Source organism: Vibrio sp. 970 (assembly GCF_033339075.1).
In genome coordinates this window covers 185359-209835 of sequence record NZ_JAWOTW010000009.1, presented here as the reverse complement: position 1 = coordinate 209835, position 24477 = coordinate 185359, and the positions used below count along the sequence as shown (strand labels likewise).

Genomic DNA, 24477 nt, shown 5'->3' with positions numbered 1-24477 from the left:
CCACATCTTTAGATTTTATTCACATATCGAGAAAGCAAAATTGCTATTTTTCCACAGTTGAGAGGCAATCGATTGCTTTCGGCCGTTATGCAACTCTACGAGCTCATTAAAGACGTGAATGAGTTTGGCTGGGTGATTTGACTCCCCTTGATATCCAAGTATAGGCATATCTGGTGCGTCTGTTTCGATTACTAGGTTTTCGAGTGGTAATTTTTGAATTGCGTCGCGTGTTTTCTTGGCTCTTGGGTAGGTAATCGTTCCTCCTACACCGATAAAAAAACCTAATTTGACCCACTCCATGGCTTGCTGATAACTCCCAGAAAAAGCGTGTAGCACACCACCTCTAGGGAGATTCGCCGCTTTCACCATTTGAATGAGGCGATTGTGCGCTTTTCGGCTATGTAAAATAACTGGGAGTTCGAAGCGTCTAGCCAGCTCAAATTGAACTTCAAGTATCTTTTCTTGCAACTGTGGATCAACATCAATGGCAAAATCTAAACCACACTCTCCTATTGCCACGCACTGCTGCCCTTTTTGATTTAGATAGCCTTCTAGCTCTGTAAGGTGCTGCTCAACGTTATCTTCAAGAAAATACGGATGAAAGCCGAGCGCATAATACAAATTGGCATGTTGCTCTGCCAAAGTTTGAATACGAGCCCAGTTTTGCGGACCGACGGAAGGAATCAAAATTCTTGCGACGCCTTGCGTTTGAGCACGCTCAAGTTGATGTGCAAAGTCATCTTGAAACACATCAAAATCAAAGTGGCAGTGCGTATCAAAGAGCTTCATCTTGACGCTTTTTATCTGTATCTGCGGGCAGAAAATCAGAGGATGGTTGGGCTTCACTCTTCTCTTCAGTTTGATGGGCTGGGTCTTTTCGATATGGGACACAACTGCGTTTCTGATCGGGAGTTAACCCCATCTCTTTACACCAGTTGTCGTAACGCTTTAGCCCACGTTTAAACCAATTCATATCTTATCCTTATATAAAAACGCCCTTGGCTAAGTTTATAGCCAAGGGCGTTTTAAAATCTAGTTTGCGTTAAGGCTTACCCTAACCGCGCAAATTAGTGCTCACGCGTCGCACGGAAATCAACGTCAGGGAAACGCTCTTTCGCCAAGTTTAAGTTAACCATTGTTGGGGCGATATACGTTAGGTTATCACCACCATCCAATGCTAAGTTCGCTTGATTCTTGCGTTGGAACTCATCCAGTTTCTTCGCATCACCACACTCAACCCAACGAGCAGTTGCAACGTTAATGCCTTCATAAATCGCTTCAACGTTATACTCAGATTTCAAACGAGCCACAACAACATCGAACTGAAGTACACCAACGGCACCAACGATCAGATCGTTGTTCTGTAGAGGACGGAATACCTGTACCGCACCTTCTTCTGATAGCTGAACCAAACCTTTGAGAAGCTGCTTCTGCTTTAATGGATCTTTCAGGCGAATACGACGGAATAGTTCCGGAGCGAAGTTCGGAATACCAGAGAACTTCAGTGATTCACCTTGCGTAAAGGTATCACCAATCTGAATAGTGCCGTGGTTGTGTAGACCAATGATGTCACCGGCGTAAGCGTGTTCTGCACGTGCACGGTCACCAGCCATAAAGGTTACTGCATCAGAGATACTCACTTGCTTGCCAAGACGAACGTGGTTCATCTTCATACCTTGCGTGTAAGTGCCCGATACAATACGCATGAATGCGATACGGTCGCGGTGTTTTGGGTCCATATTCGCTTGGATCTTAAATACGAAACCAGAGAACTTCTCTTCAGTCGCTTCAACTTCACGTTCAACCGCTTGACGAGTTTTCGGCGCTGGAGCCCATTCAGTTAGACCGTCTAGCATATGATCCACACCAAAGTTACCTAATGCAGTACCGAAGTAAACTGGCGTCAGGTCACCTGTTAAGAACATTTCCAAATCAAACTCAGGGCAAGCACCCATGACAAGCTCAAGCTCTTCTCGAACACTTTCCGCAAGGCCTGCACCAACTTTTTCATCAAGCTCTGGGTTATCGAGACCTTTGATGATTCGAACTTCTTGAATCTCATGACCGTGACCTGATTCGTATAAAATCGTTTCATCACGGTGAATGTGGTAAACACCTTTAAACTCTTTACCACAGCCGATTGGCCATGTGATTGGCGCACACATCATGCCCAATTCGTTTTCTACTTCATCCAATACTTCCATTGGATCACGAACGTCACGGTCAAGTTTGTTCATGAAGGTTACGATTGGCGTGTCACGTAGACGTGTAACTTCCATTAGTTTACGAGTACGGTCCTCAACACCTTTCGCTGCATCGATAACCATCAGACATGAGTCAACTGCCGTTAGAGTACGGTAAGTATCTTCCGAGAAGTCTTCGTGTCCAGGCGTATCAAGTAGGTTTACCAGACAATCGTTGTAAGGGAACTGCATTACAGAAGTAGTAACCGAGATACCACGTTCCTTTTCCATTTCCATCCAGTCTGATTTTGCGTGCTGTGCGTTACCACGACCTTTAACCGTACCTGCTTTTTGGATCGCGTTTCCGAATAACAGTACTTTTTCAGTAATGGTGGTTTTACCCGCATCCGGGTGAGAAATAATAGCGAACGTTCTGCGCTTAGACACTTCGCCTAAAAAAAGGGGATTTGACATTAGTTAATCTTCTAAATTACTTTCATGCTCACAAAATAGGCAAGCATATCTACTATTCGATATTGTGCGGTATTCTCGCTTATTATCGCTGTGCTAGCAAACTGGAAAGACATGAACTGAATTTACTCGGCTCACCAGCCTTTACCTGCAACTAACAAGGGAAAGCCAGCTCCACACAAAGAGATGTAAAAATTCAAAAAATTATTATTACATATTCAAAAGCCTCGAATCCGGATACGCATTTAAAGCATAAGTGTTGATGAGGTAATTAGTAACGGCCTAAAACTAACTCAAAAATAAGTAACTCATGATAATGGCGTCTTCCTTACCATTTCCCGATTTAGCTGGGTAATAGTTGTAACGACGGTCCACTTCATTAAAACCTGCTTGCTCATAAATATGGATAGCTGGGTGATTACTTTCACGCACTTCTAACCAAGCACTCTCTGCTTTGGCTTGTTCACAGTATTCAATAAACGCGTCCAGCAATTTTTGCCCTAGCCCTCTGCCCTGTTGAGAAGGCGCTACTGCAATATTTAATAGTGTCACTTCTCCAACAATATTCTGTCCATAGAAGTAACCAACCACTTGAGAGCCTTCCAGCATCACATGATGGCAAGCACCGCGACTGGATAAGTCACGAACCAAAGATTCGGCCCAAGGGTGAGAATGTGCTTGCTGCTCGATTTGCCAAACTTGGTCGAGGTGCTCTGCACGCATCGGCGTAATTTCAATTGTCACGCATTAGCTCCGTTAAGAAGAGTACGAACAGATTTGTTGCCACAATGCGCGGCGCTGTTCGTTATTACCATCAATATCTTGTAATAGTGGCGAGGTCAGGTGCTTTGCCTTGATGCTTTGATCAGCCTCACAGCCTGCAAACCACACCCACTCTAGCTGATGTTCACCCAGCATGGATAAGCGCTCAGGCTCTAGGTGTAGCGCATCATCAAGCGTGAGCTTAATGCTTTTTAATACGCGCTCAAACATCAATGCCGTCTCGTTTTCTGGACATATTGGCGATACCAATAGGAGTTTACATGAACTTTGCAAATCCAATAATGGCGATTGATAGCCTTCCAGTCTTTCAGGGTGTACCAGCTCCCATGTGCTGATCCCCATTTCACGTAAATACTGTTTCTCGTTAATTGACATTTTCCGTCACCTATTTGAACGAGGGCAATCCTATCAAATTATCGCGATTATACCTAAAGGACTTCAAGGAACACCTGAACACAATGAGATGATTTGGATATTCCTGAACATAGCGTTTTGCCAACGGCCACACATTGGGTATGACATATGAGGTACATTATGAAATTCTTAAATACGCTACTACTTTGCACACTGGTAGCCGCCACCAGCGTGAGTGTTTTTGCTAATAACAGCGATGAGTGGGAGCTGATTGCAACGAAAACCGTTAACTTTCATACAGAAACAGATACCGTGACACCAAATAGCCTATTCCGAAACCGAAGCTTCAGTAAAATAAAACTAAAATGTGTGCAAGGAACGGTAGACATGAATGGTTTAAAAGTCGTCATGACAGATGGTAGTGAGAAAAAGCTTTCCTCTATGGGCGTACTAACAAGCGGATTGTCGACTCGTGCCTGGAGCCTTCCAGGTACAAAAGAAGCCAAGCTAAAACGGATTGAAATGACTTACAGTAGCTGGGGAAGCACAAAACTTAGCCTGCTAGGGGTAAGTAAAAAAGCGAAAATAGAGGTCTGGGGCAAAAAGAAAAGTAACCAGTCATCCTAACCTCCCTATCTCAGTTTTCAGTGAATAAGAAAGAAGCCCACTTAGTCGTGGGCTTCTTTCATTTACAGTTCAGAGAACTCTGGCGCATAGTCTATGCGTCCGGAGCGTCCAGCACATTGACCTTCGACCAACTCTGCGACTCGAAATGCACCTTTAGGGACATCCCAAGCACATTCAAAGCCCATCTCGTCGCATGATTGAAAACCCTGGCGCGCGTAATAATCAGGATCGCCCAACACCACACACACTGGGTAACCAAAATCACGCAGTGAATCAAAACCTTCTTTGATCAACTCTGCAGCGATGCCTTGGCGACGGTAATCTTCATGAACAGCTAATGGCGCTAGCCCTTGCCATGACAAATCTTCACCATTTAAGGTCACAGGGCTAAATAAAGCATGGCCTATCACCTCTCCCTCATCTGTACACGCGACTAAGGAAAGCGTGAATTTGCTGTTTTCGCGCAAACGCATCACAAGCTCAGCTTCAGCTTCCGTCGGGAAGGCGTGTTTCAATAAGCGGTCAATGGTAAGAATGTCCGCTGGGGCTTCAGTTCGAATAAGCATTCGCTACTCCGGTTGGTTGTGCAGGCGCTTGAACTCCTTTCTGAACAAAATCAGCCAATTGATTCAAAGCGACTTGCATTGCTTTCGGTAACTGCTCTAAGTCGACACTGTCCATTAAGTTTTTCACTTCTAAGCCAAGCTCAGTATCACCTTCAATTGAAAGGCGACGTTGGAAGAACAGTGTGTCAGGGTCTTCTTTACGACCAGCAATCAGTACTAGGTCGTTTAGATTACCACTAAAACTCACATCTTCCTGAACTGGTTTTTCAGCTACCACCAATTTTTCGTCTTGATAGCTGATGTACCATGCTAAGTTCAAGTCTTTAATCGCAACTTTTAACCACTTGTCTTCAAGGAACTCAAAGTCACCATCTTCCAAGGCTTCTTTAAACACCATTTTTAGCCCTTCTAGCAACGCTTTTTGCTGAATTGGCTGTGGTAATAACTGGACTGGAGAACGCAAAATATTAGCTGCGTTCTTTACTAGTTGACTGCGAATCTTGTTTAACACGTTCATTATCCGTTACTTTGTCATTAGGTTGCTTATATTAAGCAATCGTGGCGATGAGATTACTGTTATGTATCAATAAAGTGCTTATTTTAGATTGGTGGTTTATTGCTCACTAACGCTTCTTTTTTTGAACTTACGTGTATTATTGATGCGAACAGGTGGATAAACACTTTTACAACCGTATTTTCAAAGTTATAGTTATCTGAGCGTATCCATGTGATTGTCGACTGCACAGCTAAAACCGCGAGCCCTTTAATGGCAAGTAACACTTTGGCTTGGTGGTAGATCGCCGCAGGCTTATCAGGGTGTCGCTTTTTATACACGGACGAATAATCTGGCTCATTGGAGATCGGTAATACCCTAATGCCTTCCCAGCAATTAAAACATTGGTTTGCCACGCTAACCTCAAATAGCCCTTTCTTCTTTGCCATTCTTGATAAAAAACACAATTATCGAATGGTAAGTGACCGTTACTGCGATATCGCAGGTTTAAGTCATGAGGAAATCGTCGGCTTAAACGATTGCCAAGTGCTGGGTGAACAGTTTTATAAGAAGCTTGCACCATACTATCAGCGCGCGTTCAAAGGGGCACATGTCGAAGCCGAAATCACGCTCGATGAAACCGACCTTGAAACCAGTCTTCACTTTAGTCTTTCGCCAGTTTTTGAAGGTAACGACATTCGCTTTGTTGTTTTTCACGCTGTCGATACTTCAGAAAAGCAGATACTCGTTCGCTCCTTAGAAGAGTCCGAAAGTAAGTTTGCGAAGTTAACACAACTGCTACCAGACGGCTTACTGCTTATCGAAGATGATATTGTCATCTCTGCGAACCCCGCATCAGCGCGCCTTCTCGGACTTAACTCTCCTCATGAATTGTTGGGCGAAGAGCTAAGTCGTTTATTCATTGATGAAAACAGTAAAAAGGTATTTAGTCATCGATTGAGTACATTAATTTCTGACAAACCTTTTGTCTGCTTAACCAGTGCAAGATGCGGCTTTGAACGGAAAGTTCAGCTACACGCGGATTCCACGGCGATATTAGGTAGCGAATCTCAAATTATCCTAATCCAAGATGCTGATGATGCGCCCAAAAACCTGTCTTCTGCATCGAATGAAGACATACACATTGACTCGCTCACCAAACTCTACAACCGCTTTGGCTTCACCAAACGTTTGGAACAGCTGATCAAAAAGCAAACACCGCTTCTGGTGTTCTATTTGGATATCGATAACTTCAAAAACATTAATGACTCACTTGGTCACCATATTGGCGATAAAGTGATTCAAGAGGTATCGGCCCGTCTTAAACGGTTACTGCCAAACCAAGCGATTATTGGTCATTTGGGTGGCGATGAGTTTGGCGTCATTCTGCCGGAGCCAGAAAACACCCGCATGGCTGAAATTTTGTCCGATCGCATTATCTCGTTGATCAACCAACCTTTCGACTTGCACCACTTCAGTAAACGCCTTGCGTGTTCAATTGGTAGCGTTCGATACCCTGAAGACGGACAAGATGCGCGAATCCTACTACAAAATGCCGATACTGCGATGTATGAAGCCAAAGATCGTGGTAGAAATCGTCTGATCAAATTTAACGATCAAATGAACAAAGAAGCGCGTATGCGTTTGTGGCTTGAAATTGAACTGCAAAAAGCATTGCAGCAGAACGGTTTGGAAGTGTGGTATCAACCTAAGGTTAACGCGCGAGACTTCAGTATCAACGGCGCAGAAGCGCTCGTTCGTTGGAAGCATCCAGTCGAAGGGTACATTAGTCCTGGCTCATTCATTCCTGTCGCCGAGCGCGCTGGGTTAATAGAACACCTTGGACGTGTCGTGATGCGTGATGTTTTCAATACGGTAAAACGTTGGAAGCAACAAGGCATACTGCCAGGCCGTGTCGCCATCAACCTCTCTCCCGAGCAATTTGGCAACCCACAGCTGATCGACTTTATGGAAAAGCTGCTTCGCACTACCGAGCTTGATCCAAGCTGTATTACCTTCGAGCTAACCGAAAGTGCAGTGATGAGTGATAGCGAACATACACTGCAAATGTTGAATGCGATTAAAAAGCTTGGCTTCGCTCTCTCTATCGATGACTTTGGTACCGGCTACTCTTCTCTTTCTTACTTAGCGCGTTTCCCTATTGACGAGCTAAAAATCGACCGCGCTTTTATTAATGATATCGACACACTACCGAAACAAGTCACTGTGATTGAAAACATCATTAATCTGGGTAAGTCGCTCGACTTAACTGTCGTTGCCGAGGGGGTGGAAACCCACCAGCAAGCGACCCTGCTCTCTAACCTTCAATGTAATGCGATTCAAGGATTCCATTTTTATCGCCCGCAGCCAAAACATGAAATTGAAGAGCTGTTTGTACAGAATCGTCGTCACAAGAACTAACCCCGACCCGATACCCTTACTCGCAAGGGGTAAATATCGACTTTATTGAGCTAAACCTAACTTAGGTCAATTTCGCTATTCATAATTCTTCATAAAATGCGGACACCTTTTTATTCTCAATGATTGTGAGCATATGGAACTCTTGTGTCCCGCGGGTAACCTGCCTGCGTTAAAAACTGCGATTGATTGCGGTGCCGATGCCGTCTACATTGGTTTCAAAGATGATACCAACGCCCGTCACTTTGCAGGCCTCAACTTTAACGGCAAAAAGTTAGAAAAAGCGGTGCAATACGTTCATGACCGCAATAAAAAAATTCATGTCGCGTTGAATACCTTCGCTCATCCCAATGGCTTCGAGCGCTGGACGAACGCAGTAGACAATGCAGCGGCACTGGGTGTAGACGCGCTGATTGTTGCAGACATTGCAGTGCTGGAGTACGCGGCTCGCAAATATCCCGATCTAGAACTACACCTTTCAGTGCAAGCATCAGCGACCAACGTCGCAGCCATTGATTTTTACAAACAAAACTTCAACGTAAAACGGGTAGTATTACCTCGCGTTTTATCGATTCATCAGGTCAAACAGCTTTCACGCAACATCACTAGCGATGTCGAGTTAGAAGTCTTTGCTTTTGGTAGCCTTTGCATCATGTCTGAAGGTCGCTGCTACCTATCGTCATATATGACAGGCGAGTCTCCAAACACTGTGGGAGCATGCTCTCCAGCTAAGTACGTTCGCTGGCAAGAAACAGAAAATGGTCTGGAATCCCGCCTTAACGACATTTTGATCGATCGCTACAGCGCCGGTGAAAATGCGGGCTACCCTACCTTGTGTAAAGGTCGTTTCGAAGCAGAAATCGAAGGCGAGAAAAAACGCTACCACGCACTGGAAGAACCAACCAGTTTGAACACCCTCTCTATGCTGCCAGAACTATTTGCTGCAAATGTGGCGTCTGTAAAAATTGAAGGTCGCCAACGTAGCCCAGCTTACGTAGAACAAGTCACTCGAACATGGCGAGCCGCGATTGACCGTTACCAAGCAAACCCAGAAGCTTATCAAGTCGAAGCGGCTTGGGATGCCGCATTGGCAAACGTGTCTGAAGGTACGCAGACCACACTTGGTGCTTATCACCGCAAATGGCAGTAGAGGTTAAGATGGATAATTCAATGAAATACGCGCTTGGCCCGCTGTTGTACTTCTGGCCAAAACAAGATATCGAAGCGTTTTATGAACAAGCGAAATCAAGCTCCGCGGACATCATCTATCTTGGGGAAACCGTATGTTCAAAACGTCGAGAAATGAAGCCTTCGCATTGGCTTGAAATCGCAAAAGAGCTGTCTGCATCTGGCAAGCAAGTGGTGCTATCAACAATGGCACTACTAGAAGCTCCGAGTGAAGTAAACATAATGAAGAAGTACATCGACAACGGTGACTTCGCGATTGAAGCAAATGACGTATCTGCTGTTCAATTGGCATCAGAGCATACAGTGCCTTTCGTCGTTGGCCCTGCAATCAATACTTATAACGCACACACGCTCAACTTATTTTTGAAGCAAGGTATGATGCGTTGGTGCATGCCTGTCGAGCTCTCTCGCGAATGGTTAAACGATACTTTAGTTCAGTGTGACGAGCTGGGTATTCGTAACAAGTTTGAAGTTGAGGTATTTAGCCACGGTTATTTACCTTTAGCGTATTCCGCTCGCTGTTTCACAGCCCGAGCTGAAAACCGAGCGAAAGACGATTGCGAAACCTGCTGTATCAAATACCCTACGGGAATCCAGGTCAGTAGCCAAGAAGGGCAAGAAGTCTTTAACCTTAACGGCATTCAAACACAATCAGGGTATTGTTATAACCTGATCAATGACTTACCAAGTATGCAAGGCCTGGTTGATGTGGTCCGATTAAGCCCTCTCGGTGTGAGTACACTTTCTGAGTTAGAGCATTTTCGCTCAAACGAGCACGGCGACAACCCTGAAAAACTTGAAAGCCGCCAATGCAATGGCTATTGGCATCAGCTAGCTGGCTTAGAAGTAAAAAACATTTAGCTCCCCAAAAAAGAAAAGCGAGGCCCAACCTCGCTTTTCTCTATCAGCCATTGTTAACAGGCTTGCACTGTTGGCTCAGCCGAAGTTTCATTAAGCAGCTTTTTCACATCTCGCCACAACATACTGATCACGACCAAACTCAATGCAATGTTAGACAATGGGAAAGCTAACCAAATGCCTGTCACGCCGAAAAGTTTCGGCATAATGAATAAGAATGGCAACTGGACCAGCATGTTGCCTAGTGTTACAAACATGGCTTTGCTGCCTTTGTTTACTGATTGATAGTACGCGGCCGCCACAACTAAAAAACCATCTAAGAACAACGCAAACATGTGTAAACGAATCCCGATCACCGTGCTATCAATCAACTGTTGGTCTGCATTATTAAACACCGAAACCAGTTCGTACGGGAAAAGGTTCATCAAAACAACGAACGCCACCCCGCCAAGCACAGATGTCCCCATCGCGACCTTTAATAACTTTCTGATGTTCTCCTGATTACGTGCACCGTGGTTGAAGCTCACTAAAGGCTGCATACCATTCGCAATTCCTTCGGCTATCAGATAGTAAACCGTCACGATGTACCCCAAAATGGCGTACGCTCCGATCAACATTGCACTTCCGTATTGAGCAAATAACGCGTTGTGCAGTGCCACCATCACAGAGCCGTAGGCGTACATAAAGAAACTTGATGTACCTATCATGATAATCTTTGGTGCAGCATCAACCTGAACTTTGAAGTCGCTGATACGAAGGCGTAATGTTGCTTTTGAAGTAAAGAAGTAACCAATACCTAGCACAGTGACCACTAATTGTGCAAGTGCAGTGGCAATAGCGGCTCCGGTTAACTCCCACTCCAACCAAGCAATAAATACGTAGTCTAATACAATGTTAATAACGGCACCGATGACCATCAAAATCGTTGCTAAGTTCGGGCTGTCGTCATTGCGTAATAAAAACGGAACTGCGATAGAACCCAACGTGAATACGCACGCGACAATCAGAATATGCAAATATTGCAGCGCAAGTTCAAACACTCGCCCTTCCGCACCTTGCCAGCGAATAAATTCATCCGAAAACAAGAACAATATTGTAGCAACGATCGGCATCAATGCCGCTAACAACGTCAATCCGGTCGTTAGGATTCGCTTAGCGCCTTCATGATCGTTCTCTCCTTGCTTGATCGAAGTCAGCGCGCCAGTCCCCACCCCAATCATCATTCCTATACCGAGGATCGAACCGATAATAGGCCACGCAACATTGATCCCAGCTAATCCGTCAGCGCCAACATAACGGCCAATAAAAATGCCATCAACTATTTGATACAAACCGTTTACGAGCATTGCTGCGACGGTTGGAATCGTATATTTCCAAAACTGTCTATAAATTGAGTTTTGCATGACTGTCACCAGTAGTTAGCAAAGCTAACCATTTAATTAGCAAGACTAACTAAATGGTTAAATTAAATAAAAAAAGATGAAACAACAAAAACTAAACCATACAGCTGAGGTCTTTGCTTTAGTTTAAAATGACTTATTACTCAATGCTTTATTCAGTAAAGCTTGTAACTGCTCAGCTTCTTGCTGATTTAATTGTTGCATCATTTGGTCAGAGATATCTTTGTACACTACCTGCTCCAAAGACATTTTTTCTGCGACTTCTTCCGTAAGCAACACACGCTTAGCACGAGCATCCTCATTACATGCGATGCGTTTCACCAAACCCTTTTTTTCCAAACGCACAACCATTGTCGATGCGGAAGGCTTAGTCACTTGCAGCTCTTCTGCAAGATCGGTTATTCGCACACCCTCAGGGTAAACCTGAATCACACGTAAATAATCGAACTCATTAAAGCTTAGATGTGATAATGGATCTTCTTTGGCATAGACACGCCAAGCTTTGGCGCAAAAACGCTCTAAATCAATCAAGCTTTCTTCTAATGCCATAAAAGCCACCACCACTTAGTTAGCAAGACTAACTATTTTAAATGAGTCACTCATCAAGTTCAATCATAAAAAAAGCCGCTCTCATCGAGCGGCTCTAAATCATTCAATTTCCAGCTTCTTGGCAGCCTTTAACTTGGCCAATCTATCTTGCTGTAATTGATCGTAAATTTGCGCCAGCTCCAAGAAAGAATAGCGATGCTCAACATAATCGTAAACGTTGAACGAAATCGCGAGCTTATAAAGTGAGATGGCACTTGCGATATCACCTTCAAGCTGATTACGCTTTCCAAGGTAGAAATACGTTTCCGTCAATCGTTCAGCTAGGCGATAGTTCTCTCTCGTTCCATCCATAATTGCTTTAAGCGCGTCTTCGTCCGAGACGTCTCGTAGCATGATGGCAACAAGAACCCATCCCCACTCTTCACTACGATCTCGTAAATAACGCTGTTGAAGATTGGCTTTTGCTTGCTCTGGATTTTGCTCAGCTTCGATGATGTACAGCCATAATGAACGAAAAGGATCCGTTGGCATTTCTTGATAATGCTTGGTCATATCTTCTAAAGCGAGATCGATTCGGCCACCATAATACAGTGCAATCGCACGGTTGCGCTCAGCATAGGTATTATCAGGAGCCAACTCTATGGTCGAGTCAAACGCTTCATATGCCGCATCAAACTCTCCTACTTGGGTAAAGTATACTCCCAAAAGATTGAAGATGTCCGGCTGAGCAGGATTCAACTGCAAAGACTGGTTAAAGTCCAAACGGGCAAGATCACGCAAACCAACGCTGTCGTAGTAGCTACCGCGCTCATAATGCATTTTAGCGCGCACTTCATCACTAAGGTCGGGACGTTGTAGCAACTGCGATAGACGCGCGATTTGTACTTCTTGTTGAACACTAGGCTGAAGTGGCACCGCCATCGGTGGATATAACCACTTTTGTGCTGATTGTTGAGAAGTATTTGCACAACCGGTCAGCGCGATAGCAACACATAAAATTGCGGTTTGAAACCATTTCACTAATTGATACTCCTGTTTGGACCGCTCAAGATTTGTTTCTCTTAATGCAATATAGGCGATAACCTCGTTTGAGGTTAATACATCGAAACAAACCAAAAAAGGGGAGCGAAAATGCTCCCCTTTTATAACATGCTTTCAGGCCCTTAATCTAATAAAAGGCTGAAAGTCTCATTTTGTCTTACTCGTCTTTAGCAGCCGGTGCTTCAGCAGCAGCTTCTTCAGCTGGCTTTTCTACCGCTTCTTTCATGCTTAGACGTACACGGCCTTGGCGGTCGATTTCAAGAACTTTAACTTGAACTTCTTGACCTTCAGCTAGGTAGTCAGACACTTTCTCAACACGTTTTTCGGCGATTTGAGAGATGTGTACAAGACCATCTTTGCCTGGAAGAACCGTTACGAATGCACCGAAGTCCGCTAGACGTGCAACTTTACCTGTGTAGATACGGCCCACTTCAACTTCAGCAGTGATCTCTTCGATACGGCGGATAGCTTCTTTCGCAGCAGTGCCTTCAGTTGCCGCAATCTTGATAGTACCGTCGTCTTCGATTTCGATAGTTGTACCAGTCTCTTCAGTTAAAGCACGGATAACTGCACCACCTTTACCGATAACGTCTTTGATCTTCTCTGCGCTGATCTTCATCGTGTGAATACGCGGAGCAAATTCAGAGATGTCTTCACGAGCACCAGAGATTGCTTCATCCATTACAGATAGGATGTGCTTACGTGCGCCTTGAGCTTGGTTAAGCGCAATTTGCATGATTTCTTTAGTGATGCCTTCGATCTTGATGTCCATTTGAAGTGCAGTGATACCAGTGTTAGTACCTGCTACTTTAAAGTCCATGTCACCTAGGTGGTCTTCATCGCCAAGGATGTCAGAAAGTACAACGAAATCGTCACCTTCTTTAACAAGACCCATTGCAATACCAGCAACAGATGCTTTGATTGGTACACCTGCGTCCATAAGCGCAAGAGAAGTACCACATACTGAAGCCATTGAAGATGAACCGTTAGATTCAGTGATTTCCGATACAACACGTACTGTGTATGGGAACTCATCAACAGAAGGCATTACTGCAGCAATACCACGCTTCGCCAGTTTACCGTGGCCGATTTCACGACGCTTAGGAGAACCTACAAAACCAGTTTCACCTACACAGTATGGAGGGAAGTTGTAGTGCAGTAGGAAGTGATCTTTACGCTCACCAGTTAGCTCATCGATGATTTGAGCATCACGCTGAGTACCTAGCGTTGCAGTAACGATCGCCTGAGTTTCACCACGAGTGAATAGCGCGCTACCGTGAGTACGAGGAAGAACACCAGTACGTACATCTAGTGCACGAACCATGTCTTTTTCACGGCCATCGATACGAGGGTTACCAGCAATAATACGGCTACGTACTACTGTCTTCTCTAGATCATGGAAGATAGTGTGGATTTCTTTTGTGTCTGCTTCAGGATCTTCAGCAAGAAGAACTTCATTTACTTCCGCAGCGATCTCATGGATGCGGTCGTAACGAGCCATTTTCTCAGTAATTTGGTAAGCTTCAACAAGTTTAGCTTCTGCTAGATCAGCAATCTTATTTTTAAGCGCTGTGTTCTCTTCAGGAGCAACCCAATCCCAAGCAGGAGTTGCAACTTCTGCTTTGAATTCGTTGATAGCTTGAATAGCAACTTGTTGTTGGTCATGACCATAAACAACCGCCGCTAGCATTTCTTCTTCAGTTAGGTTGTCCGCTTCTGACTCAACCATCAGTACTGCTGACTCTGTACCTGCAACAACAAGGTCAAGCTTAGAAGTTTCTAGTTCAGTTTGGCTAGGGTTAAGTACAAGCTGACCATCGATATGACCAACACGCGCCGCACCGATAGGGCCGTTGAATGGAATGCCAGAGATAGCAAGAGCAGCAGAAGTACCGATCATTGTAACGATATCTGGCTGAACATCTGGGTTTACAGACATTACTGTCGCGATAACCTGAACTTCGTTTTTAAACGCGTCTGGGAATAGCGGACGGATTGGACGGTCGATTAGACGAGCTGTTAGCGTTTCGCCTTCAGAAGGACGACCTTCACGTTTGAAGAAGCCGCCTGGGATTTTACCCGCAGCGTAAGTACGCTCTTGGTAGTTAACCGTTAGTGGGAAGAAGTCTTGACCTGCAACGGCTTCTTTTTTACCTACAACAGATACGAATACAGACGTATCATCCATTGTGACCATAACTGCTGCTGTAGCTTGACGTGCAATAACGCCAGTTTCTAAAGTAACTGTGTGGTTACCGTACTGGAACGTTTTAACAACTGGTTTTTCGAACATTGTTATTCCTTGTTTCTAATCTTCCTTTAGTGCTTAAAGAAATCTTAGATGTGTTAATTGACACTCAAGGCATTACGAATCGCGACTAGTAAAAAGAAACTCGGAAGTTCCTTTTGAATAGTCGCGACCTTTTGGTCGACGTGGTTGACTGTAATGCTATGAGCTTTTGAGAAAACCTCTTACAAGGTTTAGCCGCCAGTATTATAACGGCATAAGTCTAATTTGGCTAAATTTAGGCAACAAAAAAGGGGCATAAAGCCCCTTTTTAGACAAACTGCTATGCAGTCGCTGATTAGCGACGTAGGCCTAGACGTTTGATTAGGTCTTGGTAGCGAGCTAGGTTTTTACCTTTTAGGTAATCTAGAAGCTTACGACGACGAGAAACCATGCGTAGAAGACCACGACGGCTGTGGTGATCGCCTTTGTGCGCTTTGAAGTGACCTTGTAGGTGGTTGATAGAAGCTGTAAGTAGAGCTACTTGAACTTCTGGTGAACCAGTGTCGCCTTCGCCTTGTGCGTATTCTGCAACGATTGCTGCTTTAGTTTCTGCATTCAGAGACATAATTCTCTCCTAATAAGAGTAGGTTTAAAGTTGTAGCAGCCAATCTCTGATTCAGCCGCTACGCGAAGCGCGGATTATAGGGAAATTTCCTATCTCGTGCAATATAAAAATACCGACACTCAGGTCGGTATTTTCAATCATTTACTTGGATGCAACGTCATCTCGGAACACGACCAATCGCTTAGGAGCGATTTTGCCATCTTCGTTCATTTCGCCAACGCCAATAAATAAGCGTTCTTCACCCATAGTAAGGCGAAGTGAGCCCTCTGTCGGAGCACCAAATACTTGAACGGGCTGCCCATGTTGGACCATATCCGCCAGTTCAGGCACCAAGTTGACTTCTGGTAAGTCTTCTACCGCTGTATCCATTGGCAAAAGTAGCGGGTCCAGTAGTTCTCGAGGCGCTCGTTCCTCGCGGTGAGCTTGCTCTAGCAACTCATTTAGTTGCTCAAGTGTTACCATATTCTCGTAAGGGTATTTAGCAACACCAGTACGACGAAGCATAGTTACGTGCGCACCACAACCTAACATTTCGCCCAGATCATCAACGATAGTACGAATATAGGTACCTTTAGAGCAGTGCACTTCCATCTCTACTTCATCGCCTTCAAAACGGTGAAGAACAATCTCATATACCGTGATCTTACGAGATTCGCGCGGAACTTCGATGCCTTTACGAGCGTATTCATACAAGGGTTTCCCTTGATATTTCAACGCTGAAAACATGGAAGGTACTTGATCAGATTCGCCACGGAACTGATCGATGCACGCTTTTAGTTTGTCTAACGTAACATCGACTGGACGCGTCTCTACAACTTCACCATCCGAGTCAGACGTATTAGTACGTTCACCCAGCTTTGCGATCACGCGGTAGCGTTTATCAGAATCAAGAAGAAACTGAGAAAATTTTGTCGCTTCACCCAAGCAAATTGGCAGCATGCCTGTCGCTAATGGGTCCAAGGCTCCAGTGTGGCCTGCTTTCTCGGCAAAGTAGATTCGCTTTACTTTTTGCAGTGCATCATTGGAAGAGATACCTGTTGGTTTGTCCAACAGTATAACGCCATTAATTGGACGACCTTTACGACGACGAGCCATTATTCTTCGTCCTCACGACCAGAATCTTTTTGCTTTTGTTTGTCTGAACTAACGACTTCAGACACTAGGTTAGACATACGCATACCTTCAACAAGCGTATTGTCATAGTGGAAGCGGATTTCTGGCGTTAAACGTAGACGAATACGCTTACCTAACATCATGCGAATGTGCACTTCGTGCTCACGTAGCGCTGCTAGACATGATTCAGGTGTTTGCTCACCCACACACAGGAAGGTCACAAATACTTTTGCGTAAGCTAGGTCACGAGAGACTTCTACGTCTGAGATCGTCACCATGCCAAGGCGAGAGTCACGAACTTCACGTTGAAGGATCATCGCTAGTTCTTTTTGCAGCTGCTGTGCAACGCGCTGCGTGCGGCTAAATTCTTTTGACATATCTTTACTCTTATATAGAAAGAATGGGGGGTTGGTCAAAGCCAGCCCCCCATGGTGTATTCAACAACCAATTACTACTTATCTTTCAAAGACAATATTAGTAATTTTAGTCAATTAGTCTAGAGTACGTTTAATTTCAACGATTTCGAAGACTTCGATTTGGTCACCAACGCGAACATCATTGTAGTTCTTAACGCCGATACCACATTCGTAGCCATTCTTAACTTCTTGAACGTCGTCTTTGAAACGACGTAGTGACTCTAGTTCACCTTCGTAAATAACAACGTTATCACGTAGTACACGGATTGGGTTGTTACGCTTGATCACACCTTCTGTAACCATACAACCAGCGATAGCGCCCAGTTTCGGTGACTTAAACACGTCACGAACTTCAGCAAGACCAATGATCTCTTGCTTGAATTCTGGAGCAAGCATACCGCCCATTGCTTGTTTCACTTCATCAATCAATTGGTAAATGATTGAGTAGTAACGTAAGTCAACAGCTGCGGCTTCAACAGCACGGCGAGCAGAAGCATCTGCACGAACGTTAAAGCCAAGGATGATTGCGTTTGAAGCTTCCGCTAGTACTACGTCAGTTTCCGTAATACCACCTACACCAGAACCAACGATGTTCACTTTAACTTCGTCAGTAGATAGCTTAACTAGTGAGTCAGCGATTGCTTCTACAGAACCTTGAACGTCTGCTTTAAGTACAACGTTAAGTTCAGCAACTTCACCAGCAGTCATGTTAGAGAACATGTTCTCTAGTTTAGATTTCTGCTGACGAGCAAGTTTCACTTCACGGAACTTACCAGCACGGTAGTTAGCTACTTCACGCGCTTTACGCTCGTCACGAACTACTGTTGCTTCATCACCTGAAGATGGTACACCTGAAAGACCTAGGATCTCTACAGGGATAGATGGGCCAGCCGAAGTAATTTCTTTACCTAGCTCATCACGCATTGCACGAACACGGCCGTATTCTTGACCACAAAGAACGATGTCGCCTTTGTTTAGTGTACCTGATTGAACAAGTACTGTTGCAACTGGACCACGACCTTTATCTAGGCGAGATTCAACAACAACACCAGATGCCATGCCTTCAGCTACAGCTGTAAGTTCAAGAACTTCAGACTGAAGAAGGATTGCTTCTAGAAGACCATCGATGTTTGTACCCTGTTTAGCAGAGATGTGAACGAACATGTTCTCACCGCCCCACTCTTCAGGAATAACGTCGTATTGAGCAAGCTCGTTCTTAACGTTATCTGGGTTCGCGTCTTCTTTATCGATCTTGTTCACAGCAACAATTAGAGGAACGCCTGCCGCTTTCGCGTGCTGAATCGCTTCTACTGTTTGTGGCATTACGCCATCGTCTGCTGCAACTACAAGAACAACGATATCTGTTGCTTGAGCACCACGAGCACGCATTGCAGTAAACGCTGCGTGTCCAGGAGTATCAAGGAACGTGATCATGCCGTTGTCTGTTTCAACGTGGTACGCACCAATGTGCTGAGTAATACCACCCGCTTCGCCAGAAGCAACGTGTGTGCGACGGATGTAGTCAAGTGTTGACGTTTTACCGTGGTCAACGTGACCCATGATAGTAACAACTGGAGCACGTGGAACTGCTTCCGCGTTAGTGTCACGGTCAGATAGTACCGCTTCTTCCAGTTCGTTCTCTTTACGAAGAACTACTTTATGGCCCATTTCTTCAGCAACAAGTTGTGCTGTTTCTTGGTCGATCACTTGGTTGATAGTCGCCATAGCGCCCATCTTCATCATTACTTTGATAACTTCTGTCGCTTTAACCGACATCTTGTTAGCGAGTTCTGATAGAACGATCGTTTCGCCAATTACAACGTCTTGCTTAGCAACCGTTGCTGACTTATCAAACCCGTGCTGCATTGAAGTCGGCTTAGCAAGTTTGCCCTTACGACCTCTACCGCCACGTTGGTTGTTACGGCCACCGCGAGCTTGGTCGTCTTTACCCGAAGCTGCTTTTTTCTTCTTACGACGACCGCCTTCTACTTTGCGATCTGCTTCATCTTCGGCTTCACGTGCGTATTGTGAAGTCGTTACATGGTAATCTGTATCTTCCATATCACCCTTTTTCTCTTCTGCAGCAGACCAACGCTCTTTATTCTTTTCAGCCAATTCGCGAGCTTCTTCAAGCTTGCGCTGACTTTCCTCTTCAGCCTTACGCTTAGCTTCTTCTTCCTGACGACGTTTAAGCTCGTCGGCCTCTTTTCGCGCTGCTTCTTGCTTAATTTTCTCTTCAGCATCACGCTTTGCTTTTTCTTCAGCATTACGTTGTGCATTCGTATCTACGTCTCGCTTCGCTTTTTCTTCAGCTTCACGTTTCGCTTTTTCTTCCGCTTCACGTTTTGCAGCTTCTTCAGCTTCACGTTTTGCAGCTTCTTCAGCTTCACGTTTTGCAGCTTCTTCTGCTGCACGTTTTGCTGCTTCTTCTGCTTCACGTTGTGCTGCTTCTTCAGCTTCACGTTTCGCTTCATCTTCAATTGTGCTGCGCTTCACGTATGTACGTTTTTTGCGCACCTCAACCTGAACATTCTTACTCTTACCACCACCCGCGTTCACACTAAGTGTACTACGAGTTTTACGCTGAAGCGTAAGGCGAGTCGGCTCTGAATCACCTGATTTATCACCGTGTTCTTTCTTTAAATGAGAGAGAAGCTTCTGCTTCTCTTCATCAGTAACATTGTCAGAGCTCGCCTTTTTAATGCCAGCGTCAGCAAGTTGTTCAATCAAGCGGTCGACTGGCGTACCAATCTCATCACTCAGTGCTTTAACTGTTAATTGTGTCATGCCGCTTCCTCCTTGCCGAAAATTATGCTTCTTCGCCGAACCAACAGATGTTACGTGCGGCCATAATTAGCTCACCTGCACGTTCTTCGGTCAGGCCTTCGATACCTTCTAAATCGTCAATACCTTGGTCAGCAAGATCTTCCAGTGTCGCTACACCTTTCGCTGCCAATTTAAATGCCATCTCACGCTCAAGACCTTCAAGTGCAAGTAGGTCCTCAGCTGGTTCTAGACCTTCAAAAGACTCTTCTTGTGCTAGTGCGATCGTCGTTAGTGCATCTTTTGCACGTCCACGAAGCTCTTCGATTAGTTCTTCATTCAAACCATCGATTTCTAGTAGCTCGTTAACTGGCACGTATGCGATTTCTTCTAGCGTTGAGAAACCTTCTTCAACAAGAAGTTGAGCGAAGTCTTCTTCAATATCTAGGTACTTCATGAAGTTTTCAATAGATGCTTGTGATTCTTCAGCGTGTTTCTTCTGAAGATCAGCAACTGTCATAACATTCAGTTCCCAACCTGTTAGTTGAGATGCTAGACGCACGTTTTGACCGTTACGACCAATAGCTTGCGCTAGGTTGTCAGCTTCAACTGCGATGTCCATTGAGTGTGCATCCTCATCAACGATGATAGAAGCAACATCAGCTGGCGCCATTGCGTTGATAACGAATTGAGCTGGGTTATCATCCCAAAGAACGATATCGATACGCTCACCACCAAGTTCGCCAGAAACAGCTTGTACACGTGCACCACGCATACCAACACACGCACCTACAGGGTCGATACGTTTGTCATTTGTTTTGACAGCGATCTTAGCGCGAGAACCAGGATCACGTGCTGCGCCTTTCAACTCGATAATATCTTCTGCGATTTCAGGCACTTCAACACGGAACAGTTCTGCCAACATTTCTGGCTTAGAACGAGTGATGAACAATTGGAAACCACGTGCTTCAGGCGCGACTTTGTAAAGAAGGCCACGTACGCGGTCGCCTGGACGGAAGTTTTCACGAGGAAGTTGGTCATCACGCAGGATTACCGCTTCAGCGTTATTACCAAGATCAAGCACGATTGTGTCACGGTTTACTTTTTTCACGACACCAGTGATTAGATCACCTTCATTGTCGATGAACTGTTCAACGATTTGTGCGCGCTCAGCTTCACGAACTTTTTGTACGATAACTTGCTTAGCAGTTTGAGTCGTAATACGGTCAAACGTTACTGATTCGATTTCGTCTTCTACGTAGTCGCCAAGCTCGATTGAATCATCTTCGTATTGCGCTGCTTCTAGTGAGATCTCTTTTGTAGGGTTCTCAACGTCATCAACAACTAACCAACGGCGGTAAGTTACAAATTCACCGGTTTTACGGTCAATGGCAACACGTACGTCGATTTCGATTTCGTATTTTTTCTTTGTAGAAGTTGCTAGAGCAATCTCAAGAGCCTCAAAGATACGCTCACGAGGTACCGCTTTTTCGTTCGATACCGCTTCTGCTACCGCTAAAATTTCTTTACTCATTGTATTTAGCCTCTAAGCTTAAACTTTTTTAGGGAACTAAAATTTAGGGATCAGGTTAGCTTTGGAAATGTTACTTAGAGCAAACTCTTCTTGCTGACCGTCTACAGTAATTGTCACTGTTTCGCCATCAACACCGTGGATAATACCTTTCCACTTACGACGGTTTGCTACAGCCATTTTCAATACGATGCTGACCTCGTGACCAATAAATTGCTCGTAATGTGCTGCTTTAAAAAGTGGTCTTTCTAAACCTGGAGAAGACACTTCTAGGCTGTAAGCAACAGAAATTGGATCTTCAACGTCTAAAACTGCACTAACTTGGTGGCTAACTTCTGCACAGTCGTCTACGTTAATACCATTTTCATGGTCAATGTAGATACGTAACGTTGAGTGCGCGCCTGCACGAATGAATTCTAATCCAACTAACTCATAACCTGATGCCGCTACTGGCGCGTCAAGCATTTCAGTAAGTTGTCTTTCTAAACCAGTCATTTAACCACTCCAGAAACAAAAAAAGGGCTCAGAGCCCAATCAAAAAACCAAGCAGTATCTGAGCTATTTCAAAAAGCTCAGATAACAAAAAACCCCGATAGTCGGGGTTTTATGCTGCTGGACCCTGATACGTTAAGAATAGCCAACAATTGCTTTTCTTAACTCGTAGTGTGGTTAGCACTACGCAAACTTGCCAATCTACGATTTCCTTTCAAAGAAAGAGATTGGTTGCGGGGGCCGGATTTGAACCGACGACCTTCGGGTTATGAGCCCGACGAGCTACCAAGCTGCTCCACCCCGCGTCCGACTTGCTGAGCATTATACTCGCAAACAAGTGATTTACAAGTTTGTAAATACATGGTGCCGAGAGAGGGACTCGAACCCTCACACCTAAGGCACTAGCACCTCATGCTAGCGTGTCTACCAATTTCACCATCTCGGCATCAAAACCTTACAGCTTATTGAGGAATTTCATCACCCGCAGGGGCAGGAACTTCACTCGCTGCATCCTTAACTTGTTCAACAACTGGTTGACCTAACGTTGGGTCTACCCATTGTGATTCAGTCTGGTGCGTAGACATACGACCAAGTAACAAGCTAACGATAAAGAATACGGTTGCTAAAATAGCAGTTGTTCGGGTTAAGAAATTACCTGAGCCGCCAGCACCAAACACTGTGTTTGAAGCACCAGCACCGAACGAGGCTCCCATATCTGCGCCTTTACCTTGTTGAATCAACACAAGGCCAATCACACCAAGCGCTGCCAACAGGTAAATCACAAGTAGAACTGAAAACATTTTTTCCACCTATGTTCCAAATTGTTGAGCCAGCGCCGTTCAAAAGAATAAATCATAATGAACAAGGCTAGCGACCTCCTAACGGGAGGCGGAGCAATACTAGCGAAAGCCAGTAACGCTGACAAGGGAAAATTAGTAAAAAATCAATGCCAATGCGTTAAGCGCTCAAAAAAAGGGCAAAAGATGCCCTTTTCATTCAAGACATGCTTTAACGCAATGATTAACAACTTGCTTTAACAGCCTTAGCGATTTTCAATGCTGAGTGTTGAACTAGTTCACCATCTTCGCCTTCCACCATAACGCGGATCAAAGGCTCAGTGCCAGACTTACGCAGCAGTACACGCCCTTTATCACCAAGTGTCGCCTCTACTTCAGAGACAGCGTTTAATACAGCTGTAGCTTCAAGAGGGTTACTTTCTCCTGAAAAACGGACATTTTCTAAAACCTGAGGATATAGTGTCATTCCTTGCGATAGCTCATACAAAGACATATCGCTGCCAATTACAGAAGCAAGTACTTGAAGTGCAGCGACAATCGCATCGCCGGTTGTGACTTTATCTAATAAGATCACATGGCCTGAGTTTTCAGCACCAATTTTCCAACCTTTTTCTAGCAGTTGCTCCATGACATAACGGTCACCAACAGCAGCACGTACAAACGGAATGCCTAGCTGCTTTAAACCATTTTCCATACCCAAGTTAGTCATTAGTGTACCAACAACACCACCCTTTAGCTCACCACGACGAAGTGCATCACGAGCGATGATATAAGCAATTTGGTCACCATCAACTTTGTTACCTAGGTGATCGACCATAATGATGCGGTCACCATCACCATCAAATGCGAGACCAAGATGCGCTTGCTCTTCAACAACACGCTGTTGAAGAGCTCGTACGTCTGTTGCGCCCACTTTTTCATTAATGTTGATGCCGTTAGGCTCTACGCCCATAGCGATAACTTCTGCCCCAAGTTCTTTGAAGACATTTGGAGCGATGTGGTAAGTTGCACCGTGCGCACAGTCTACTACGATCTTAAAGTTCGCAAGGCTCAACTCAGATGGGAAAGTACTCTTACAGAATTCGATGTAACGACCAGCTGCATCATTTAGGCGGGTTGCTTTACCAAGCTCAGCAGACTCCACACATTCAATTTCTTTATCTAACTCTGCTTCAATCGCCAATTCAATATCGTCAGGTAGCTTAGTACCCTCAGAAGAAAAGAATTTAATGCCGTTGTCGTAATATGGGTTATGTGATGCAGAAATCACAATACCAGCCTCGGCACGGAAAGTCTGAGTTAAATATGCCACAGCTGGAGTTGGCATGGGACCAGTAAATGTTGCCTTAAGTCCCGCAGCTGCAAGGCCTGCCTCTAGTGCAGATTCAAGCATATAACCTGAAATGCGTGTATCTTTACCTATGATAACTTTCTTTGTGCCTTGTTTCGCTAGTACACGACCAGCAGCCCAGCCAAGCTTAAGTACGAAGTCTGGAGTGATTGGGTATTGTCCTACTTTACCGCGCACACCGTCAGTACCAAAGTAACGTCTTTCATTCGACATAAACTTTCCTTTATT

General features: G+C 44.8%; 23 protein-coding genes and 2 tRNA genes. 4 read left to right on the top strand and 21 right to left on the bottom strand.

The window, feature by feature from the left end:
- Nucleotides 1-15: 15 nt before the first annotated feature.
- From R7Q11_RS15230 to R7Q11_RS15210, 5 genes are all read right to left on the bottom strand, one after another.
- Nucleotides 16-789 carry a TatD family hydrolase gene (locus R7Q11_RS15230; protein ID WP_225466551.1) on the bottom strand — a complete coding sequence of 258 codons (774 nt, stop codon included), beginning with the start codon at nucleotides 787-789 and terminating at the stop codon, nucleotides 16-18.
- Nucleotides 776-973 carry a DUF5363 family protein gene (locus R7Q11_RS15225; protein ID WP_005380125.1) on the bottom strand — a complete coding sequence of 66 codons (198 nt, stop codon included), beginning with the start codon at nucleotides 971-973 and terminating at the stop codon, nucleotides 776-778. Before R7Q11_RS15225 ends, R7Q11_RS15230 begins: the two co-directional genes overlap by 14 nt.
- A gap of 94 nt (nucleotides 974-1067) precedes the next feature.
- Nucleotides 1068-2657, bottom strand: a complete 1590-nt coding sequence (prfC, locus tag R7Q11_RS15220) for a peptide chain release factor 3 (protein WP_005380123.1) — start codon at nucleotides 2655-2657, stop codon at nucleotides 1068-1070.
- 285 nt (nucleotides 2658-2942) lie between these two features.
- Nucleotides 2943-3398, bottom strand: coding sequence for a ribosomal protein S18-alanine N-acetyltransferase (gene rimI, locus R7Q11_RS15215; protein WP_005380122.1), 456 nt, complete (start codon nucleotides 3396-3398; stop codon nucleotides 2943-2945).
- 12 nt (nucleotides 3399-3410) lie between these two features.
- The gene (locus R7Q11_RS15210) at nucleotides 3411-3812 is read right to left on the bottom strand and encodes a DNA polymerase III subunit psi (protein ID WP_005380121.1); all 402 of its coding nucleotides are present in this window, start codon (nucleotides 3810-3812) and stop codon (nucleotides 3411-3413) included.
- Nucleotides 3813-3971: 159 nt separating this feature from the next.
- Here R7Q11_RS15210 and R7Q11_RS15205 point away from each other — a divergent pair, with 159 nt between their 5' ends.
- The gene (locus R7Q11_RS15205; protein ID WP_005380120.1) at nucleotides 3972-4418 is read left to right on the top strand and encodes a hypothetical protein; all 447 of its coding nucleotides are present in this window, start codon (nucleotides 3972-3974) and stop codon (nucleotides 4416-4418) included.
- 62 nt (nucleotides 4419-4480) lie between these two features.
- Here the strand turns inward: R7Q11_RS15205 and R7Q11_RS15200 are convergent, their stop codons facing one another.
- Both R7Q11_RS15200 and R7Q11_RS15195 read right to left on the bottom strand, forming a co-directional pair.
- Nucleotides 4481-4984, bottom strand: coding sequence for a GNAT family N-acetyltransferase (locus R7Q11_RS15200; protein WP_005380119.1), 504 nt, complete (start codon nucleotides 4982-4984; stop codon nucleotides 4481-4483).
- Nucleotides 4968-5495, bottom strand: coding sequence for an SCP2 domain-containing protein (locus tag R7Q11_RS15195; RefSeq protein WP_005394645.1), 528 nt, complete (start codon nucleotides 5493-5495; stop codon nucleotides 4968-4970). Before R7Q11_RS15195 ends, R7Q11_RS15200 begins: the two co-directional genes overlap by 17 nt.
- Before the next feature lie 363 nt (nucleotides 5496-5858).
- Here R7Q11_RS15195 and R7Q11_RS15190 point away from each other — a divergent pair, with 363 nt between their 5' ends.
- The 3 genes from R7Q11_RS15190 (at nucleotide 5859) to R7Q11_RS15180 (ending at nucleotide 9944) form a co-directional block, all read left to right on the top strand.
- Complete coding sequence (locus tag R7Q11_RS15190; protein ID WP_005380112.1) at nucleotides 5859-7898, top strand: bifunctional diguanylate cyclase/phosphodiesterase; 2040 nt, start codon at nucleotides 5859-5861, stop codon at nucleotides 7896-7898.
- A 133-nt stretch (nucleotides 7899-8031) separates the two neighbouring features.
- Nucleotides 8032-9045 carry a peptidase U32 family protein gene (locus R7Q11_RS15185; protein WP_005386427.1) on the top strand — a complete coding sequence of 338 codons (1014 nt, stop codon included), beginning with the start codon at nucleotides 8032-8034 and terminating at the stop codon, nucleotides 9043-9045.
- 20 nt (nucleotides 9046-9065) lie between these two features.
- Nucleotides 9066-9944 (top strand): U32 family peptidase, encoded by an 879-nt coding sequence (locus tag R7Q11_RS15180; protein WP_225466555.1) that lies wholly within the window; start codon nucleotides 9066-9068, stop codon nucleotides 9942-9944.
- A gap of 53 nt (nucleotides 9945-9997) precedes the next feature.
- Here R7Q11_RS15180 and R7Q11_RS15175 read toward each other — a convergent pair whose 3' ends face one another.
- The 14 genes from R7Q11_RS15175 to glmM all read right to left on the bottom strand — a co-directional run bounded on the left by R7Q11_RS15175 (nucleotide 9998) and on the right by glmM (nucleotide 24462).
- A complete protein-coding gene (locus tag R7Q11_RS15175) occupies nucleotides 9998-11344 on the bottom strand; it encodes an MATE family efflux transporter (RefSeq protein WP_054579097.1) in 1347 nt (448 codons plus the stop codon).
- Nucleotides 11345-11467: 123 nt separating this feature from the next.
- Nucleotides 11468-11890: a MarR family winged helix-turn-helix transcriptional regulator gene (locus R7Q11_RS15170; protein ID WP_005380103.1), complete on the bottom strand. Its 423-nt coding sequence runs from the start codon at nucleotides 11888-11890 to the stop codon at nucleotides 11468-11470.
- Nucleotides 11891-11989: 99 nt separating this feature from the next.
- Nucleotides 11990-12910 (bottom strand): lipoprotein NlpI, encoded by a 921-nt coding sequence (gene nlpI, locus R7Q11_RS15165; protein WP_005380101.1) that lies wholly within the window; start codon nucleotides 12908-12910, stop codon nucleotides 11990-11992.
- Nucleotides 12911-13088: 178 nt separating this feature from the next.
- Nucleotides 13089-15224, bottom strand: coding sequence for a polyribonucleotide nucleotidyltransferase (pnp, locus tag R7Q11_RS15160; protein ID WP_005380098.1), 2136 nt, complete (start codon nucleotides 15222-15224; stop codon nucleotides 13089-13091).
- A gap of 292 nt (nucleotides 15225-15516) precedes the next feature.
- Entirely contained in the window at nucleotides 15517-15786 is a 270-nt protein-coding gene (gene rpsO, locus R7Q11_RS15155; protein WP_005380094.1) for a 30S ribosomal protein S15, read from the bottom strand.
- A gap of 141 nt (nucleotides 15787-15927) precedes the next feature.
- Nucleotides 15928-16881, bottom strand: a complete 954-nt coding sequence (truB, locus tag R7Q11_RS15150) for a tRNA pseudouridine(55) synthase TruB (protein WP_025768208.1) — start codon at nucleotides 16879-16881, stop codon at nucleotides 15928-15930.
- On the bottom strand, nucleotides 16881-17276 hold the full coding sequence (gene rbfA, locus R7Q11_RS15145; protein WP_005380087.1) for a 30S ribosome-binding factor RbfA: 396 nt from the start codon (nucleotides 17274-17276) through the stop codon (nucleotides 16881-16883). The genes truB and rbfA overlap by 1 nt, the downstream gene beginning before the upstream one ends.
- Before the next feature lie 114 nt (nucleotides 17277-17390).
- On the bottom strand, nucleotides 17391-20102 hold the full coding sequence (gene infB / locus R7Q11_RS15140) for a translation initiation factor IF-2 (protein WP_005380086.1): 2712 nt from the start codon (nucleotides 20100-20102) through the stop codon (nucleotides 17391-17393).
- Between the two features lie 22 nt (nucleotides 20103-20124).
- A complete protein-coding gene (gene nusA / locus R7Q11_RS15135) occupies nucleotides 20125-21612 on the bottom strand; it encodes a transcription termination factor NusA (RefSeq protein WP_005380084.1) in 1488 nt (495 codons plus the stop codon).
- A gap of 36 nt (nucleotides 21613-21648) precedes the next feature.
- Nucleotides 21649-22104, bottom strand: a complete 456-nt coding sequence (gene rimP, locus R7Q11_RS15130; protein ID WP_005386424.1) for a ribosome maturation factor RimP — start codon at nucleotides 22102-22104, stop codon at nucleotides 21649-21651.
- Between the two features lie 225 nt (nucleotides 22105-22329).
- Nucleotides 22330-22406: transfer RNA gene (locus tag R7Q11_RS15125), tRNA-Met, on the bottom strand.
- 56 nt (nucleotides 22407-22462) lie between these two features.
- Nucleotides 22463-22546, bottom strand: a tRNA-Leu gene (locus R7Q11_RS15120).
- 16 nt (nucleotides 22547-22562) lie between these two features.
- Nucleotides 22563-22901, bottom strand: a complete 339-nt coding sequence (gene secG, locus R7Q11_RS15115; protein WP_005380080.1) for a preprotein translocase subunit SecG — start codon at nucleotides 22899-22901, stop codon at nucleotides 22563-22565.
- A gap of 220 nt (nucleotides 22902-23121) precedes the next feature.
- Nucleotides 23122-24462, bottom strand: coding sequence for a phosphoglucosamine mutase (glmM, locus tag R7Q11_RS15110; RefSeq protein ID WP_225466550.1), 1341 nt, complete (start codon nucleotides 24460-24462; stop codon nucleotides 23122-23124).
- Nucleotides 24463-24477: the final 15 nt, after the last annotated feature.

What these genes read in the sequence shown, in the direction of transcription:
- R7Q11_RS15185 (WP_005386427.1), top strand. Translation starts at nt 8,032, where the DNA reads ATGGAACTCTTGTGTCCCGCGGGTAACCTGCCTGCGTTAAAAACTGCG.
- R7Q11_RS15200 (WP_005380119.1), bottom strand. Translation starts at nt 4,984, where the DNA reads ATGCTTATTCGAACTGAAGCCCCAGCGGACATTCTTACCATTGACCGC.
- R7Q11_RS15190 (WP_005380112.1), top strand. Translation starts at nt 5,859, where the DNA reads ATGCCTTCCCAGCAATTAAAACATTGGTTTGCCACGCTAACCTCAAAT.
- R7Q11_RS15230 (WP_225466551.1), bottom strand. Translation starts at nt 789, where the DNA reads ATGAAGCTCTTTGATACGCACTGCCACTTTGATTTTGATGTGTTTCAA.
- rbfA (WP_005380087.1), bottom strand. Translation starts at nt 17,276, where the DNA reads ATGTCAAAAGAATTTAGCCGCACGCAGCGCGTTGCACAGCAGCTGCAA.
- glmM (WP_225466550.1), bottom strand. Translation starts at nt 24,462, where the DNA reads ATGTCGAATGAAAGACGTTACTTTGGTACTGACGGTGTGCGCGGTAAA.
- secG (WP_005380080.1), bottom strand. Translation starts at nt 22,901, where the DNA reads ATGTTTTCAGTTCTACTTGTGATTTACCTGTTGGCAGCGCTTGGTGTG.
- pnp (WP_005380098.1), bottom strand. Translation starts at nt 15,224, where the DNA reads ATGTTCGAAAAACCAGTTGTTAAAACGTTCCAGTACGGTAACCACACA.
- R7Q11_RS15180 (WP_225466555.1), top strand. Translation starts at nt 9,066, where the DNA reads ATGAAATACGCGCTTGGCCCGCTGTTGTACTTCTGGCCAAAACAAGAT.
- nusA (WP_005380084.1), bottom strand. Translation starts at nt 21,612, where the DNA reads ATGAGTAAAGAAATTTTAGCGGTAGCAGAAGCGGTATCGAACGAAAAA.
- R7Q11_RS15210 (WP_005380121.1), bottom strand. Translation starts at nt 3,812, where the DNA reads ATGTCAATTAACGAGAAACAGTATTTACGTGAAATGGGGATCAGCACA.
- R7Q11_RS15175 (WP_054579097.1), bottom strand. Translation starts at nt 11,344, where the DNA reads ATGCAAAACTCAATTTATAGACAGTTTTGGAAATATACGATTCCAACC.
- R7Q11_RS15225 (WP_005380125.1), bottom strand. Translation starts at nt 973, where the DNA reads ATGAATTGGTTTAAACGTGGGCTAAAGCGTTACGACAACTGGTGTAAA.
- truB (WP_025768208.1), bottom strand. Translation starts at nt 16,881, where the DNA reads ATGGCTCGTCGTCGTAAAGGTCGTCCAATTAATGGCGTTATACTGTTG.
- rpsO (WP_005380094.1), bottom strand. Translation starts at nt 15,786, where the DNA reads ATGTCTCTGAATGCAGAAACTAAAGCAGCAATCGTTGCAGAATACGCA.
- R7Q11_RS15205 (WP_005380120.1), top strand. Translation starts at nt 3,972, where the DNA reads ATGAAATTCTTAAATACGCTACTACTTTGCACACTGGTAGCCGCCACC.
- R7Q11_RS15170 (WP_005380103.1), bottom strand. Translation starts at nt 11,890, where the DNA reads ATGGCATTAGAAGAAAGCTTGATTGATTTAGAGCGTTTTTGCGCCAAA.
- infB (WP_005380086.1), bottom strand. Translation starts at nt 20,102, where the DNA reads ATGACACAATTAACAGTTAAAGCACTGAGTGATGAGATTGGTACGCCA.
- rimP (WP_005386424.1), bottom strand. Translation starts at nt 22,104, where the DNA reads ATGACTGGTTTAGAAAGACAACTTACTGAAATGCTTGACGCGCCAGTA.
- prfC (WP_005380123.1), bottom strand. Translation starts at nt 2,657, where the DNA reads ATGTCAAATCCCCTTTTTTTAGGCGAAGTGTCTAAGCGCAGAACGTTC.